At 58.3% G+C, this 15679-nt stretch carries 16 protein-coding genes; 8 read left to right on the top strand and 8 right to left on the bottom strand.

Going from position 1 to position 15679, the window contains the following annotated elements:
• Nucleotides 1-126 precede the first annotated feature (126 nt).
• Nucleotides 127-1791, top strand: coding sequence for an energy-dependent translational throttle protein EttA (ettA, locus tag ACA052_RS25040; RefSeq protein ID WP_497650397.1), 1665 nt, complete (start codon nt 127-129; stop codon nt 1789-1791).
• A 170-nt stretch (nt 1792-1961) separates the two neighbouring features.
• Here ettA and ACA052_RS25035 read toward each other — a convergent pair whose 3' ends face one another.
• The 4 genes from ACA052_RS25035 to ACA052_RS25020 form a co-directional block, all read right to left on the bottom strand.
• Entirely contained in the window at nt 1962-2456 is a 495-nt protein-coding gene (locus ACA052_RS25035; protein WP_497647244.1) for a GreA/GreB family elongation factor, read from the bottom strand.
• Between the two features lie 70 nt (nt 2457-2526).
• The gene (locus ACA052_RS25030) at nt 2527-2883 is read right to left on the bottom strand and encodes a hypothetical protein (RefSeq protein ID WP_497647243.1); all 357 of its coding nucleotides are present in this window, start codon (nt 2881-2883) and stop codon (nt 2527-2529) included.
• Between the two features lie 156 nt (nt 2884-3039).
• Nucleotides 3040-4893: an Lnb N-terminal periplasmic domain-containing protein gene (locus tag ACA052_RS25025; RefSeq protein ID WP_497647242.1), complete on the bottom strand. Its 1854-nt coding sequence runs from the start codon at nt 4891-4893 to the stop codon at nt 3040-3042.
• 220 nt (nt 4894-5113) lie between these two features.
• A complete protein-coding gene (locus tag ACA052_RS25020; protein ID WP_497647241.1) occupies nt 5114-5602 on the bottom strand; it encodes a DUF3015 domain-containing protein in 489 nt (162 codons plus the stop codon).
• Nucleotides 5603-5880: 278 nt separating this feature from the next.
• On the opposite strand from ACA052_RS25020, the gene ACA052_RS25015 reads away from it, so the two are divergent.
• Together ACA052_RS25015 and ACA052_RS25010 are read left to right on the top strand one after the other, a co-directional pair.
• Entirely contained in the window at nt 5881-8319 is a 2439-nt protein-coding gene (locus tag ACA052_RS25015; RefSeq protein WP_497647240.1) for a Lon protease family protein, read from the top strand.
• Between the two features lie 292 nt (nt 8320-8611).
• The gene (locus ACA052_RS25010; RefSeq protein WP_497647239.1) at nt 8612-8935 is read left to right on the top strand and encodes a PA4575 family protein; all 324 of its coding nucleotides are present in this window, start codon (nt 8612-8614) and stop codon (nt 8933-8935) included.
• Nucleotides 8936-8958: 23 nt separating this feature from the next.
• On the opposite strand, the gene ACA052_RS25005 is transcribed toward ACA052_RS25010, so the two are convergent.
• The gene (locus ACA052_RS25005) at nt 8959-10788 is read right to left on the bottom strand and encodes a hypothetical protein (RefSeq protein ID WP_497647238.1); all 1830 of its coding nucleotides are present in this window, start codon (nt 10786-10788) and stop codon (nt 8959-8961) included.
• A 159-nt stretch (nt 10789-10947) separates the two neighbouring features.
• Between ACA052_RS25005 and ACA052_RS25000 the strand changes: the two genes are divergently transcribed.
• The 3 genes from ACA052_RS25000 (at nt 10948) to bamJ (ending at nt 12706) form a co-directional block, all read left to right on the top strand.
• Nucleotides 10948-11436 carry a TIGR00645 family protein gene (locus tag ACA052_RS25000; RefSeq protein ID WP_020296439.1) on the top strand — a complete coding sequence of 163 codons (489 nt, stop codon included), beginning with the start codon at nt 10948-10950 and terminating at the stop codon, nt 11434-11436.
• Nucleotides 11437-11656: 220 nt separating this feature from the next.
• The gene (locus ACA052_RS24995; RefSeq protein ID WP_497647237.1) at nt 11657-11968 is read left to right on the top strand and encodes a DUF6482 family protein; all 312 of its coding nucleotides are present in this window, start codon (nt 11657-11659) and stop codon (nt 11966-11968) included.
• A gap of 120 nt (nt 11969-12088) precedes the next feature.
• The gene (gene bamJ / locus ACA052_RS24990) at nt 12089-12706 is read left to right on the top strand and encodes a BamJ family beta-barrel-assembly machinery protein (protein ID WP_497647236.1); all 618 of its coding nucleotides are present in this window, start codon (nt 12089-12091) and stop codon (nt 12704-12706) included.
• Nucleotides 12707-12837: 131 nt separating this feature from the next.
• Here bamJ and ACA052_RS24985 read toward each other — a convergent pair whose 3' ends face one another.
• From ACA052_RS24985 to ACA052_RS24975, 3 genes are all read right to left on the bottom strand, one after another.
• Complete coding sequence (locus ACA052_RS24985) at nt 12838-13095, bottom strand: PA4570 family protein (protein WP_283181734.1); 258 nt, start codon at nt 13093-13095, stop codon at nt 12838-12840.
• Nucleotides 13096-13300: 205 nt separating this feature from the next.
• Nucleotides 13301-13642, bottom strand: coding sequence for a zinc ribbon domain-containing protein YjdM (locus tag ACA052_RS24980; RefSeq protein ID WP_497647235.1), 342 nt, complete (start codon nt 13640-13642; stop codon nt 13301-13303).
• A gap of 178 nt (nt 13643-13820) precedes the next feature.
• Nucleotides 13821-14789, bottom strand: a complete 969-nt coding sequence (locus tag ACA052_RS24975; RefSeq protein ID WP_497647234.1) for a polyprenyl synthetase family protein — start codon at nt 14787-14789, stop codon at nt 13821-13823.
• Nucleotides 14790-15029: 240 nt separating this feature from the next.
• Between ACA052_RS24975 and rplU the strand changes: the two genes are divergently transcribed.
• Together rplU and rpmA are read left to right on the top strand one after the other, a co-directional pair.
• On the top strand, nt 15030-15344 hold the full coding sequence (rplU, locus tag ACA052_RS24970; RefSeq protein ID WP_003176051.1) for a 50S ribosomal protein L21: 315 nt from the start codon (nt 15030-15032) through the stop codon (nt 15342-15344).
• A gap of 35 nt (nt 15345-15379) precedes the next feature.
• Entirely contained in the window at nt 15380-15655 is a 276-nt protein-coding gene (gene rpmA / locus ACA052_RS24965; RefSeq protein ID WP_007901871.1) for a 50S ribosomal protein L27, read from the top strand.
• The last annotated feature ends 24 nt before the right edge of the window (nt 15656-15679 follow it).

The following is a 15679-nucleotide window of genomic DNA, read 5'->3' as shown; positions in this document are numbered from 1 at the left end:
TTCCAGCTCCTAGAATCAGGTTTTTTCAGCGCGCAGCATTGATATCCATCAATGATCGACGCGCACGGCCTGGCCGGGCATCGCCCGCGCTCCAACCATTCATCTGTCACTGACCCAAGGTTCTCCATGGCTCAATACGTCTTCACCATGCATCGGCTGGGCAAAGTTGTTCCGCCGAAGCGGGAAATCCTGAAAAACATTTCTCTGTCGTTCTTCCCTGGCGCGAAGATCGGCGTACTCGGTCTCAACGGCTCGGGTAAATCCACGCTGCTGAAAATCATGGCTGGCGTCGACACCGAATTCGAGGGCGAAGCCCGTCCGATGCCGGAGCTGAACATTGGCTACCTGCCGCAAGAGCCGATCCTTGACCCGACCAAAACCGTGCGTGAAGTGGTCGAGGAAGCGGTCAGCGTGATCAAGAACGCCCAGGCGCGCCTGGACGAGGTCTACGCGGCTTACGCTGATGAAGATGCCGACTTTGACAAGCTCGCGGCAGAACAGGCCAAGCTCGAAGCCATCCTGCAAGCCAGCGATGGTCACAACCTGGATCGCCAACTGGAAGTCGCTGCCGATGCGCTGCGTCTGCCGGCGTGGGATGCCAAGGTCGAATTCCTTTCCGGTGGTGAAAAGCGTCGTGTGGCCCTCTGCCGCCTGCTGCTGTCCGCCCCCGACATGCTGCTGCTCGACGAACCGACCAACCACCTGGACGCCGATTCCGTCGCCTGGCTGGAGCACTTCCTGCACGACTTCCCGGGCACCGTGGTCGCGATCACGCACGACCGGTACTTCCTGGACAACGTCGCCGGCTGGATCCTCGAGCTCGACCGTGGCGCCGGTATTCCTTACGAGGGCAACTATTCGGGTTGGCTCGAAGCCAAGTCCAATCGTCTGGCTGCCGAATCCAAGCAGCAGTCGGCCCACGAAAAAGCCATGAAGGAAGAACTGGAGTGGGTGCGCCAAGGCGCCAAGGCCCGCCAGTCCAAATCCAAGGCTCGCCTGCAACGCTTCGAAGAAATGCAATCGCAGGAATTCCAGAAGCGCAGCGAGACCAACGAGATCTACATCCCGGCCGGCCCGCGCCTGGGTGACAAGGTCATCGAGTTCAAGAACGTCAGCAAGGGCTACGGCGATCGCGTGTTGATCGACAACCTGTCGTTCTCCATGCCTAAGGGCGCCATCGTCGGCGTGATCGGCGGTAACGGTGCCGGTAAGTCGACCTTGTTTCGCATGCTGATGGGCAAGGAAACGCCGGATTCGGGCAGCATCGAAGTCGGTGAAACCGTGCAACTGGCCTGCGTCGACCAGAGCCGCGACGACCTGGACGGCAGCAAGACTGTGTTCCAGCAAATCTCCGACGGTTCGGACCAGATCCGCATCGGCAACTACGAGATTCCGTCGCGTACCTATGTCGGTCGCTTCAACTTCAAGGGTGGCGATCAGCAGAAGTTCGTCAAGGACCTGTCCGGTGGTGAGCGCGGTCGCTTGCACCTGGCCCTGACCCTGAAGGAGGGCGGCAACGTCCTGCTGCTCGACGAACCGTCCAACGACCTCGACGTTGAAACCCTGCGTTCCCTGGAAGAAGCCCTGCTGGACTTCCCGGGCGCCGCCATTGTGATCTCTCACGATCGGTGGTTCCTTGACCGCGTCGCGACGCACATCCTGGCGTACGAAGACGACTCGCAAGCGGTGTTCTTCGAAGGCAACTACACCGAGTACGAAGCTGATCGCCGCAAACGCCTTGGCGAAGCTGCTGCCCAGCCGCATCGGGTACGGCACAAGAAACTGGCCTGATATCGGGTTGGTTGCATAAAAAACGGAGCCTTCAGGGGCTCCGTTTTTTTTATGGGGGTTTCAGTTACACCGTGGTGCGGCCTTCGCGAGCAAGCCCGCTCCCACATTGGTTTTGTGAACGCCACGGATTAAATGTGGGAGCGGGCTTGCTCGCGAAGGCGTTCTCAATATCACCCGATCTCTACGCCTAAAATCTCAATCGCCAAATCCCCCACCGGCCGCCTCCACACCACTTCATCACCCACTCGCGCGCCCAACATTGCCCGCCCCAACGGCGAGCTCCAGTTGATCAGCCCACTGGACGCATCCGCCTGATCCTCACCCACCAACTGCACGCGCTGTTCGTTGCCTTGCTCATCGGCAAAGGTCACCCAACTGCCAATCTGCACTTTATCGGTGGAGGAAGCCGGCGTGACCACCTGAGCGCTTTGCACGCGTTGATTGAAATATCGCCAGTCGCGCTCAAGGTCGGCCTGGCGCTGTTTATCGGCCAGTTCACCCTGCGCATTCTGTTCATTGATCAGGTTTTGCACCTCGGCGACTTTCGCCTGCAACTGGGCGAGGCCGGCCGGTGTGACGTAGTTGGGCTGCGTGCTGACCTGCCGTTCGACAGGCTGATCGGCTTGCGCAGCGGCATTATCTTCATTGACGAAGGCGCGACTCATGGTTTTCTCCCGTTATAGGGTTTGGGCCATGGTCGCAGCCTTTTAGTTTCGACGGATGTCTGTCAGCGACTCATTGCGCGCGATACGCCCTGGCCGCGCCCTGGTCTTTTTCCTGCTGCCAGGCTTTTTCTCGCTCGTCCCAATGGTGGCTGTGGTAGTCATCGCGATCCTGGTTGTCCAGCATGGCCTGGCACTGGCGAAAACCATCGCCCCAGCCTTCGGCGTACTGCTTGTCCTTGAGATAGCGCGGGACGTTCTTGCGGAATTCACCGGTGATTGCGCCTGCGGCTTGTCGGCCACTGACACATCCGTCATCGAAGCCATCGGCGAACGCCGGCGGATACCCCTTGGCGATCAGATCTTCGTGGGTCGACTGGCAACCCGCGATCAGCATCATCAAACACATTACAGCCACACACCGCCACATTCCGGACTCCCGGCCGTTCAACGGCCTATGTTGGAAGTCTAGGATTCGAGTCGTGATCGGGGTGTGAAAGAAAGATCAAAAGATCGCAGCCTGCGGCAGCTCCTACAGGTGTCCGCGATCGAATGTAGGAGCTGCCGCAGGCTGCGATCTTTTGATCTAGTAGTGATACCACTTCACCTCGAGCATCACTTCATTCTCGGGCGAGGCAAGGTGGCTGAACTCGCGCTGGGCGCTCAGGCGCAGACCCAGGTTGCGCGACAATTCCCACTGCTGATTCAGACTCACGCTACGGCGCACTTCGCCGTTGGTGAAGAAATCGCCCTTGGTTTCCAGGCTGAAGTTGCCCAACGGGTTTTTCCACAGCACCCCGCTGTTGAAACCCGCCGCCGGGGCGATGAAGCCGGCGAAGTCATTGTTGTGCTCCACACGCACTGTGCCCAGGGCGAACCCGAGCACGTCCTCGCCCAGTTGCCAGGTGCCGCCGCCGCCACCGTTGACGTGGCTGACCAAGGTTTCGTCATCATGCTTGCCCGGCACGCGCTCCAGCCCGCCGGTGACTTGCCATGAAAGCGGTTGCAGCAATTCATTGCGCGGAGTCAGTGAGCGGATAGTCGCCAGATCAAGCTGTTGAAACTGCCAGTGATTGCCTTCGTACTGGCGCAGTTTCATTTGCAGGATCTCGATTTGCGCGCCGAGCGGAAAGCTTTCGGCGTTGTCATTGAGGTCGTGATAGGCCATGCGCAAGCCATATTCGCCAAACGCCTTGTCGCCACGGGTGCCGAGACCGGCCTGCCAGGTGCGGGATTCATGGCCGTCTTCGGGCAGGCCGGGTCGGGCAATATCCAGCTCCGGTGCCGGGTTCTGGTTGATGGCCCGCAGCAGCTCGAAACTGCGCTGGGCCCGTTGTGGGTCGCGCTCCTGGCCGTTGGCGCGGTAACGCTCCAGGCGATAGGCGGCGTCGATGATCAGCGCCTGCCGGTCGCGCGGTTGCGCCTTGAATGCCGGTTCCTGCAATTGCTTCTGGTCGGCGCTGACTTTCAGCACCCACTGCTGCTCTTCGTCTGTCAACGGCTCGGCGCGGCTCAGCAATTCGCGCTCGCGCGACGGGCGATATTGAATGGATTCCACCAGTCCCGCTTCTTTCACGGCTTTGACGGTGTCGGTGGGGATCGCGGTCAGCGGAAATTGTTCGGTCAGGCGCAGGCTTGGCCGGGCGACCTGCAGCAGCTCCAGGAGGCGATAGGAGCAGTTTTCGTCGAAGAAAAAGTAGTCGAACTGGATCTGCTTGAGTTCCCAGACATGCTCGACCATGCGCCCGGTTTCCTGTTGGGTCAGGTTCAGCCGGTATTCCCACAGGTCGCGGTTCTCGAGGCTGCGGTACTCCGAGAGTTTTTCCTGATACGGCACCAGCGCAAACAGCCCCGGGTAGCCGCCCATCAAACCTTTCCAGGCATAGAGAATGCTGTTGTCCGAACCCTCGATGTAGGCACCGAAATTGATCGCGTAACTGAGCAGGGCAGTGTGATCGCTTTGCACATCCGCCTGATCGATTCGCAGCAACGTGTGGCCGAACATCGAGGACGGACTGTTCAGGTAGGCCGCGGGGAAAATCATCACGGCGCTGTGGGGCGAGACATCCTTGAACCATTGCTTGAATTCTGTGCAGTCCAGCGTCGGCAGATCGGTCAGGCTGAGCTGCGCCTTGAGCCAGCGGGTACGCGCCGGGTAAACACATTGCGCGTGTTTTTCACCGGCACTGGCCGGGGCGTACAGCGCCTGTACGGTCGCCGCGAGTTCACGATCAGGGTGTTCGTTGCCATCGGGGGCCAGGAAGAACTTCTTGTCGCTGACATAGCTGCGCCAGCCGCCGAGCTTGGCGGTTTCGTAGTGGCCCAGGGAAATCCAGAAGGGGTCGTTGGCCAGTTGCTGCAAACGTTGATTGTCGATGTGGGGCGCGGCGGACAGCGGGGCGCAGACACAGAGCGCCAGCCAGGCAAGGCGTTTGAGCATAGTGGGCAACTTAAGTCGAAAAAAATAAAGACCCGGCGCGGTCGATGCCATTTGCCTGTAGGAGCTGTCGAGTGCAACGAGGCTGCGATCTTTTGATCTTTAAAAGCAAAGATCGCAGCCTCGTTGCACTCGACAGCTCCTACAGTTGATGGGCATTACCCAAAGGGGGCAGGTCCAAAAAACAAAACCCGCTCCCCGAAAGGAACGGGCGGGTCCGAGCTTAAGCTTGAGTAGCGTACTTGGCCAGACGCGGATCGTTCTTCAGGACGGCCAGGGTATTGGTATGCACGTCGTCAGCGGTCACGTCAGCCTTGCTGAAGATCTGCTGGAAATGCTCATGAGTGACGGCGGCGAAATGCGCACGGTCTTCCGGCGCCACGCCCAGTACCACAGCGTAAGTAGTCAGCGCTTCGCCCTGACCTTTAGCCATGTCTTCGGACAGCTCATTCATCATGCCATTCATGGCAAACCAGGATTTGCCGCCATAGGTCAGCGACGCATTAGTTGAGCAACCGTTGGTACCTGAAGTCATACCGAACGTTGCGTTGCCGGAAGTGCCGTTGGTGGTGGATGCCAGGAAATGAGCCGGGGTGCCACGCTGACCTTCGAACAGCATGTTGCCCCAACCGCAATCCGGACCGCCTGGCGCCTGTGCCATGGCGTTGAGGGATACAACGGTGAAGAGAGTACCGAGAAGAATCCGTTTCATAGCTTTGTTCTCTTTATGTGCATACCAATGGACAAGGGGTTCTGGCCAATGTGGGCGCCAGTTGGGCCGGTTATTAGTCCAGCCGCGCAGTTTGGAGTTTAGGCACGATCCCGGGGTTCCGTGATTTTTTGCAAAACATTCGTTGAAATCATTGATTTGGCCCCGGCCCGCCTGCAGATGGCTGCTTGTCTATGCTTTGGCTTGAGGCGCGCCTTGCAAGTGAGGTATGGGCAGCGCCAGAATGCCGCTATCTGCCCCGCCTGATGTAAGGAAGCCCGATGCCTGATCCTGTTGCTGCCAGCTTGCGTCTAGCGCCCGAAGCGCTGACCCGTCCGTTTTCCGCTGAACAGTTCAGCTTCTCTACCACTAATGATCTGGAGCCCTTCCGTGGTGTGCTCGGCCAGGAACGTGCGGTCGAAGCCTTGCAGTTCGGTGTGGCCATGCCACGCCCCGGTTACAACGTATTCGTCATGGGCGAGCCCGGCACGGGTCGGTTCTCATTCGTCAAACGCTACCTGAAAGCCGAAGGCAAGCGCCTGCAGACCCCGGCGGACTGGGTCTACGTCAACAATTTCGATGAGCCGCGCGAGCCTCGCGCCCTGGAATTGCCATCGGGCACGGCCGGCGCCTTCATCGGTGACATCAACGGTTTGATCGACAACCTGCTGGCGACTTTCCCCGCGGTATTCGAACACCCGTCCTACCAACAGAAGAAAAGTGCCATTGATCGCGCTTTTAACCAGCGCTATGACAAGGCCCTGGACGTGATCGAGCGCCTGGCGCTGGAGAAAGAAGTCGCGCTTTACCGCGACGCCAGCAACATCGCGTTCACCCCGATGAGCGAAGGCAAGGCTCTGGACGAAGCAGAATTCGCCCAGTTGCCGGAAGCCGATCGCGAGCGCTTCCATGACGACATTTCATGGCTGGAAGAGCGACTGAACGAAGAACTCGCCAGCTTGCCGCAATGGAAGCGCGAGTCGAGCAATCAACTGCGTCACCTCAACGAGGAAACCATCACGCTGGCTTTGCAGCCGCTGCTGTCGCCGTTGTCCGAGAAATATGCCGAGAACGCAGCGGTGTGCGGTTATCTGCAAGCCATGCAGGTTTACCTGTTGAAAACCGTGGTCGAGCAATTGGTCGACGACAGCAAAGTCGACGCCGTGGCCCGCAAAATGCTGGAAGAGCAATATGCGCCAAGCCTGGTGGTCGGTCATTCGGCCAGCGGTGGCGCGCCGGTGGTGTTCGAGCCGCACCCGACCTACGAAAACCTGTTCGGCCGCATCGAATACAGCACCGATCAGGGCGCGCTGTACACGACCTATCGCCAACTGCGTCCGGGTGCGTTGCATCGGGCCAACGGCGGTTTCCTGATCCTTGAAGCGGACAAAATGCTCAGCGAGCCGTTCGTATGGGATGCGCTCAAGCGTGCCCTGCAATCGCGCAAGCTGAAAATGGAGTCGCCCCTGGGCGAGTTGGGCCGCCTGGCCACGGTGACACTCACGCCGCAACACATTCCGTTGCAGGTCAAAGTCATCATCATCGGCGCCCGGCAGCTCTACTACACGCTGCAAGACCTCGATCCGGACTTCCAGGAGATGTTCCGCGTCCTGGTGGATTTCGACGAAGACATCCCGATGGTCGATGAGAGCCTGGAGCAGTTCGCCCAGTTGCTCAAGACCCGGACTTCCGAAGAGGGCATGGCGCCGCTGACCGCCGATGCGGTGGCACGGCTGGCAACCTATAGCGCGCGCCTGGCCGAACATCAGGGGCGTCTATCGGCGCGGATCGGTGACCTGTTCCAACTGGTCAGCGAGGCGGATTTCATTCGCCACCTGGCGAGTGACGAAATGACCGACGCCGGCCACATCGAGCGTGCGCTCAAGGCCAAAGCCACGCGTACCGGGCGTGTCTCGGCACGCATTCTCGATGACATGCTGGCCGGGATCATCCTGATCGATACCGATGGCGCTGCGGTCGGCAAGTGCAACGGGCTGACGGTGCTGGAAGTTGGCGACTCGGCGTTCGGTGTGCCGGCGCGGATTTCGGCCACGGTCTATCCGGGCGGCAGCGGCATCGTCGACATTGAACGTGAGGTCAACCTCGGCCAGCCGATTCACTCCAAAGGCGTGATGATCCTCACCGGGTACCTGGGCAGCCGCTACGCCCAGGAATTCCCGCTGGCGATTTCTGCCAGCATCGCCCTGGAGCAATCCTACGGCTATGTCGATGGCGACAGCGCTTCGTTGGGCGAGGCTTGCACCTTGATTTCGGCCTTGTCGAAAACGCCGCTCAAACAGTGCTTTGCGATCACCGGCTCGATCAACCAGTTCGGTGAAGTGCAGGCGGTGGGCGGGGTCAACGAGAAGATCGAAGGCTTCTTCCGGCTCTGCGAAGCGCGTGGCCTGACCGGTGAACAGGGGGCAATCATCCCCCAGGCCAACGTCGCGACGCTGATGCTCGACGAGAAAGTCCTGGCAGCGGTGCGCGCCGGGCAGTTCCACGTGTACGCGGTACGTCAGGCCGACGAGGCGCTGAGCCTGTTGGTGGGCGAGCCGGCGGGTGCGCCGGATGAAAATGGTGAATTCCCTGAAGGCAGTGTGAATGCGCGGGTGGTGGAACGCCTGCGGGTGATCGCTGAAATGATCAGTGAAGAAGACCTCAAGGAAGCCGAAAAAGAAGCGGCGCAGGAAGCACTGGTCGAAGCCAAGCCAGCCTGATGCAGCAAAAGATCGCAGCCTGCGGCAGCTCCTACAGGGGAACGTATTCCAATGTAGGAGCTGCCGCAGGTTGCGATCTTTTTTTGGTCCTGGTATTAAGTCCCGGAACTGACATTGCGTCACAAGTCTGACGTCAAACTTCACACAATGACCGCTCGGCGCCTTCTGGTGCCGGTCAGTATGCTAGCCGTACTTTTCTTCTATTCTCAGCTCAAGGATATCGACAGTAATCACTGGATCGAGACAGCCTTCCCGTGGGGGCTGAATACCGGATCTACCGAGGGTCGCCGCCATGTCGCGCAACCTCTGCCTCACCCGTCAATGCCTGGGTCTTGTGACCCGTATCGAATGTGCCATCCGCCCTTTGGCGGGGGATACGGGCATGTGGACCTTACTGTTCGCTGCCGGAATGGCCGGTGAACAACCTTCAGCCATCAAGGCCCAAGGCCCGTTTCATGGACCTTTTGCCGCTGAGTCGATTCTCGACACCATTGTTGAAAGCCTGACGCTGCACGGCTATGAACTGGCCGATGATCCGCAAATCTGGTGCCTGCATCTGCAAGCCCAGCTGCGGGAAATCAATGGTGGCCGTGGCCGATCGCTTAGCGGTTCCTAGTTGCTGCCGGAATACTGAGCAGGCTATTGGGCAAGGTGTGAAGTGTCAGCCTTGTCGAGTTTGACCTCGAAACCATATTGCACGGTGGTGAGATCGGTTCGTTGGTAGGTTTCCAGTCGAGTGGGTTGGCCGTAGAAGTAATGCACGCCGAACAACGCCGGGCCTTGAGCGCTGGCGTCGTGGCTGACTGAAAGAATTTCCTTCAAGTAATTACCGCTGTCGTCCTTGGCGAAGAAACGCCACTCCTCTGCCGCAAACAGCTTCTGATCCACCACCAGCGCATTGCCCTTGAGTTCCAGGCCCTTGGGCAGCTGGTGGGCGTCGATGGTTTTCTTCTCGACCGTCGCCAGGAACAACGGCATGGAACCCACCGCGTAAGCCGGTGTTTCCGGAAACAGGTTCAGATCGTAGGTGATGGTGCCGCGCAGGGGATCGACCTGGTAAGCCTCCGGCGGCAGTTCGATCGGCTCGTCGCGTTTGCCGTTACCATCCTCGGTAAAGAAGCTGACCGGGCTATCGCCGGGGTTGAAGGACGTGCCGAGCAATTCATTATTGAAGCTTTTGGGGTGATCGAACTCGATACGCGCAGCACTCGGATCATCGACTGCCTGACTGATACTGACACTCTTTTTCAGTTGTTCCTCACCCAGCGTGGCTCCCTTTAACCAGATCGGGGCCTGATCGTCGTACACCACCACCGGCAGCGTCAGTGGCGGGATGGTTTTCTCCGTGGTGCTGCGGTCGAAGCGTCGTACTGGCAGGTTCAGGTCTTTGCGGGTGACCGTGGCCGCTGAGAAGTCCAGCACACTGACTTCAAGCGTATCGATCAACCCATTGAAATACACCTTGGTGTAGTGGTGGTTCTGTTGTTTCTCAAAAGTGCGCTGTTCTTCATCGATCTGTTTTTCGAACGCCTCGCTCCAAGCCTTCTGTTGCTGCATTTTCGCCAATTGTTTTTGATAAAAGGCAATTTGAGTGGCGGTTTCGTTGATCGAGCCTGAGCGCGAGAGGAATTGCCCGCTGGTGTCCCTGGCCTGGACGATCAGCGGGTTCAAGGGGGTATCGCCGACCTCCGGGGCCAGCGGCGCGCTGTTGTTGAATTCGACTTCGGCGTAGTTCTTTGTAAGGTTCAACAGGGTGACGCTAAGGTTGTCGTTGGTGCGCGTCTGGCCAATGTCCTTTTTCGTCAGGTCGAAACTGTAGAGCCTGCGCGGTGCAATGACTTCTACTTTGCCTTGCAGGCTCACGGGTTGTGGCTGGTTCTTGTTATCAACCTGCAGGCCATCGATGAACGGGTAGGTCACCGTCAGGTCATCGGGGTTGGTCAGGTTGGAACTCGAGGGGCTCAGCTGAATACCGGGATCGGTTTCCGACCATTCCGGCTGAAACGGGATCACGCGTTTGTCGCTCAGGGTGACCGACTGCCATTCCAGCCCGTGAGGAAACAGAAACTCGGCCGGAATGCTGAAGTTGAAGGGAAATACGGGTTGCAGGTCGGTCAGGTAATCGGAGCTTGAGTCCTTGTGCAATACGAACAGGCCGTTGATGTAGGTGTCGACCAAAGCCTGAGGGGTCGGGTAGTGCTTGAGTACGGCGAGTACATCTTCACCGTATTCGGTATCAACCGGTTTACTGTCGAGCTTGAGTTGAGCGCGCTCGAGCAACAACAGTGAGCCACCGAGTTCGGCTACGGCATCCTTGAGTTTCGGGTCCGCAATCGCATCCAGGGTCTTCTCGAACTGTGCGGTTTTTTCCTCGAGGCTGAGCTGGCGCTTCTCATCGCTGGGTGAACAGCCGCTGATCAGCAGAGCCAGGCAAAGCCCGGCGCTCGTTAAAGGCAATCGCACATCCATTTCCAGTCTTCCTGTCCGATGTCGCTGAGCTGTCAATGCTTTGGACACTAGCAGAAAAACTTTGTGACACATGCGCAGGTGGCGGATTTCCCGACGGTTTCTGGCTGTTACAGGCGACTGTTATACTCGCGGCCATTTCCAGCCCACCTGTGAGATTCAATGGAACGCTTTATCGAAAATGCAATGTACGCCTCCCGCTGGTTGCTCGCGCCGATCTATTTCGGGTTGTCCCTGGGTTTGCTGGCCCTGGCGCTGAAATTCTTCCAGGAGGTCTTCCACGTTATCCCTAACGTCTTTTCGATGGCTGAGTCGGACCTGATCCTGGTGCTGCTGTCGTTGATCGACATGGCGCTGGTGGGCGGTTTGCTGGTGATGGTGATGATTTCCGGTTACGAGAACTTCGTCTCGCAGCTGGACATCGACGAAAGCAAAGAGAAGCTCAACTGGCTGGGAACCATGGATTCGTCTTCGTTGAAGATGAAGGTGGCCGCTTCCATCGTGGCGATTTCGTCCATCCACCTGCTGCGGATTTTCATGGACGCCAAGAACGTCGATCCCGAGCATTTGAAGTGGTACGTGATCATCCACATGACCTTCGTGATCTCGGCGTTTGCCATGGGCTATCTGGATAAGCTCACCAAGCACTGATTTCGCTCCCCTGTGCGGGAGCGAGCTTGCTCGCGAAAATCGCCAACGATGACGCGCTGTATCTGCGAAAGCGAGGCGCCAGATGGTTTTTCGCGAGCAAGCTCGCTCCTACAACAGATAGAGGTGAAACAGACGGGCGGTGTGGTTCGTGGCTTGTACTTTGATGCGCCGAGGCCTATGTCTGTAAGAGTCTTGGCTCGCCACTGTGTGAGGTGCGTTCATGAACCTGCAAGAGCTGAATGCCTATGCCATCGCCGGGAAGGTCGATGAGTTGAATCTGATTTCCATGGAAGGCGGTATCTATTTGCTGGAAGCGCGAATGCATGGCTCCGCGTACCCCTTGAGTGATGCCCATGGACAGATGTTTCATGTCCGCTCGGTCGAGCACGCGAGGGAGGTGCTCCACACCTGTCCCCGCTTGCCGTTCAACCTGGTGCACACGTCGGTTCATGACGAAATGTGCGGGCTCGGTAACAATACCGAGGAAAGCCTGAAGGTGCCGATCGCCTTCCGTTCTGTCTGGCAACGCTGACCCTCTCATCAGCGCGATGACATCTGTGCTAGTCTGCTGGCCCTTTTGGTTCCGGGCGCTCCGGGACGCGCTGTGCACGCACGGCGAGTTCCTGGGCCGTCCGCACAGCGGAGCAATGTCATGTCCGAAGTAAATCTGTCCACCGACGAAACCCGCGTCAGCTACGGTATTGGCCGTCAGTTGGGCGACCAACTGCGTGACAACCCGCCACCGGGCGTTAACCTGGACGCGATCCTGGCAGGCCTGACCGACGCTTTCGCCGGTAAGCCAAGCCGTGTAGCCCAGGAAGAAATGGCTGCGAGCTTCAAGGTCATCCGCGAAATCATGCAAGCCGAAGCAGCCGCGAAAGCTGAAGCGGCCGCTGGCGAAGGCCTGGCATTCCTGGCTGAAAACGCCAAGCGTGATGGCATCACCACTCTGGCGTCCGGCCTGCAATTCGAAGTCCTGACTCAAGGTGAAGGCGCCAAGCCAACCCGTGAAGATCAAGTGCGCACGCACTATCACGGCACCCTGATCGACGGCACTGTGTTCGACAGCTCCTATGATCGTGGCGAGCCGGCAGAATTCCCGGTTGGCGGCGTGATCCCGGGCTGGACCGAAGCCCTGCAACTGATGAATGCTGGCAGCAAATGGCGCCTGTACGTGCCGAGCGAACTGGCTTACGGCGCTCAAGGCGTTGGCAGCATCCCGCCGCACAGCGTTCTGGTATTCGACGTCGAACTGCTCGACGTTCTGTAAGACCAGGCCTGTCACCATGACGGGCTAATGTGGGAGCGAGCCTGCTCGCGAATGCATCACCTCGGTTTCAAAGTAATACCGGGTTGGCTGCATCGCGAGCAGGCTCGCTCCCACAGTTTTTTGCGGGGTTCTCATACTTCGATCTTGTGGTGCAGTTCACTTGTCGGGCGCAACGCCCTGGCATAGCAGAACAGAAACAGATTGCGCACCAGTTCCTTGAGCACCACCGGTTCGCTGGAACTCAGGCCATTGACGTCCAGATCACCCTGATCCTGCAGCTCGTTCAAGGCTTCTTCTTCAAGTACCGCACAGACTTCCCCAGTTTCCCGATGCAAGATCCTGAGGTAAGGGTGTGGGCGGTCCAGCCAGGCATCGATCAAATAAGTCATGTCTCATCTCCATTGATTCGGGTTTCAATGAGAATAATTCTTATTCATTAAATAGCAAGGTCCTATTGGTGCTTTGTGTTTTTTTCCGGGTAAAGATTGCGTAAGGTCAAAACGGCTTGCGTTTGGCTATTGCGAGGGATCGTTGGGCGAGGCGGGGAGGGCGAAGCACCATCCCGCGCCAGGCGCAGGATGGAATACAGCAGGTTCAGACTTTTCTGACAAACTCGGATTTGAGCTTCATTGGGCCGATGCCATCGATCTTGCAATCAATGTCGTGATCGCCATCGCACAGGCGGATGTTCTTGACCTTGGTGCCGACCTTGACCACCAGAGACGTGCCCTTGACCTTGAGATCCTTGATCACGGTGATGGTATCGCCGTCCTGCAGGACATTGCCGACCGAATCCTTTTTCACGCTGTCATCGGACGCGACTTCGGCTTCGCCGCCGGCGGACCACTCGTGGGCGCACTCGGGGCAGATCAGCTGCGCGCCGTCTTCATAGGTGAATTCGGAATTGCATTTTGGGCAGGGTGGCAACGTGCTCACTAAAGCTCCTTGGATTGAGGATCGCTAAAAGTCGCACATTATATAGGGTTTCTACGGGGAGGGGGCGCGCGACCTGTGTAGGAGCGAGCTTGCTCGCGAAGGACGTAAGGGCGCCGCATACATCCGGGCAGCGCTCGTTATCGTTAACGTCCATCGCGAGCAAGCTCGCTCCTACAAGTTAGTGCGTACGGGCAACCGCAAACTCACTCAACTCAATCAACGCATCGCGATATTCGCTGGCCGGCAGCGCGTCGAGGCATTTGATCGCCCGGGCTACATACTGCCGTGCAAGCTGCGCCGTGTAATCCAGCGAACCGGACGCTTCCACCGCTTCGCGGATGCTTTCCAGGTCTTCGATGCCGCCTTTCTGGATCGCCTTGCGCACCAGTGCAGCCTGCTCCGGCGTACCTTCGCGCATGGTGTAGATCAGCGGCAGGGTCGGTTTGCCTTCGGCCAGATCGTCGCCGACGTTCTTGCCCAGGGTTTCGGCGTCGCCCTTGTAGTCCAGCAGGTCGTCGACCAGTTGGAAGGCGACGCCCAGGTGATCACCAAAGGTGCGCAGGGCTTCAGCCTGTTCCGCAGTGGCTTCGCAGAGGGCGGCAGCGCTGTGGGTCGAGGCTTCGAAGAGCATCGCGGTCTTGCCCCGGATGACTTCCATGTAGGTTTCTTCGGTGGTGCTGGCGTCGCGAACCTTGGACAGCTGCAACACTTCGCCTTCGGCGATGATCCGCGTGGCTTGCGAAAGGATCTTCATGACTGGCATTGAGCCCAGTTCGACCATCATTTCGAAAGAGCGCGAATACAGGAAGTCGCCGACCAGTACGCTGGGCGCGTTGCCCCACATGGCGTTGGCAGTCGAACGGCCGCGGCGCATGCCGGACATGTCGACCACGTCGTCGTGCAGCAGGGTGGCGGTGTGCAGGAACTCAATGGTTGCGGCCAGCAGGCGCAGGTCATCGCCTTCGCGGCCGAGGGCCTTGCCACACAGCAATACCAATAAAGGACGCAGGCGTTTGCCGCCGGCCGAGGTAATGTAGTCGCCGATTTTCGAAACCAGCGGCACTCGGGAAGTCAGCTGCTTCTTGATGATGCCGTCGACGGCGTTAAAATCGTCCGCCACCGCGCGGTAGAAAGCTTGGGGTTGCATCAGCGACAGTTGCTCCAGAAGGGTTGCGCGGCATGCTAGGACCCACGTCGGCGGGTGTCAAGGTACGATGGACGGCCTCTTGCATCGCCTCGGCAGCTTGCGTACAATCGCGCACCCTGAACTTCCTGGGCAGCACCTGCCTTACGCAATTGCAAACAGGCCTTCCAGCCTTATGCAGCCATGCCAGCCAATACCTCTTCTTATAAAGAGCTGGGTGAGCAGGATTATCGGAGAAATACCATGTCGTACGCAGTAATCGTTACTGGTGGCAAGCAGTACAAAGTCGCCCCAGGTGAATACCTGAAGATTGAAAAACTGGAAATCGCTACCGGCGAATCCGTAACTTTTGATCGCGTTCTGTTGGTCGCCAATGGCGATGACGTGAATATCGGCGCTCCAGTTGTTGCTGGCGCTACCGTTGTGGCTGAAGTGATCTCCCAAGGTCGTCACGATAAAGTCCGCATCATCAAGTTCCGTCGTCGTAAGCACCACATGAAGCGTATGGGCCACCGCCAGTGGTACACCGAGATCAAAATCACCGGTATTCAGGCTTAATTTCAGCCTAATTCCTCACTAGGAGAATTGAACTCATGGCACACAAAAAAGCTGGTGGTAGTACCCGTAACGGTCGCGACTCAGAAGCCAAACGCCTTGGCGTGAAGATGTATGGCGGCCAGGTTATCATTCCGGGCAACATCATCGTGCGTCAGCGCGGCACCCAATTCCACGCTGGCTACGGCGTTGGCATGGGCAAAGATCACACTCTGTTCGCTAAAATCGACGGCGTGATCAAGTTCGAAGTAAAAGGCGCCTTCGGTCGTCGTTACGTAAGCATTGTTCCGAAGACTGACGTCGTCGCGGCATAATTACGTAGTTGCTGGAAAAGCCCT

It is taken from the genome of Pseudomonas sp. LBUM1644 (genome assembly GCF_059716195.1).
Note: the sequence above shows the minus strand (reverse complement) of the source record. Positions and strands in the feature narration are given on the sequence as shown.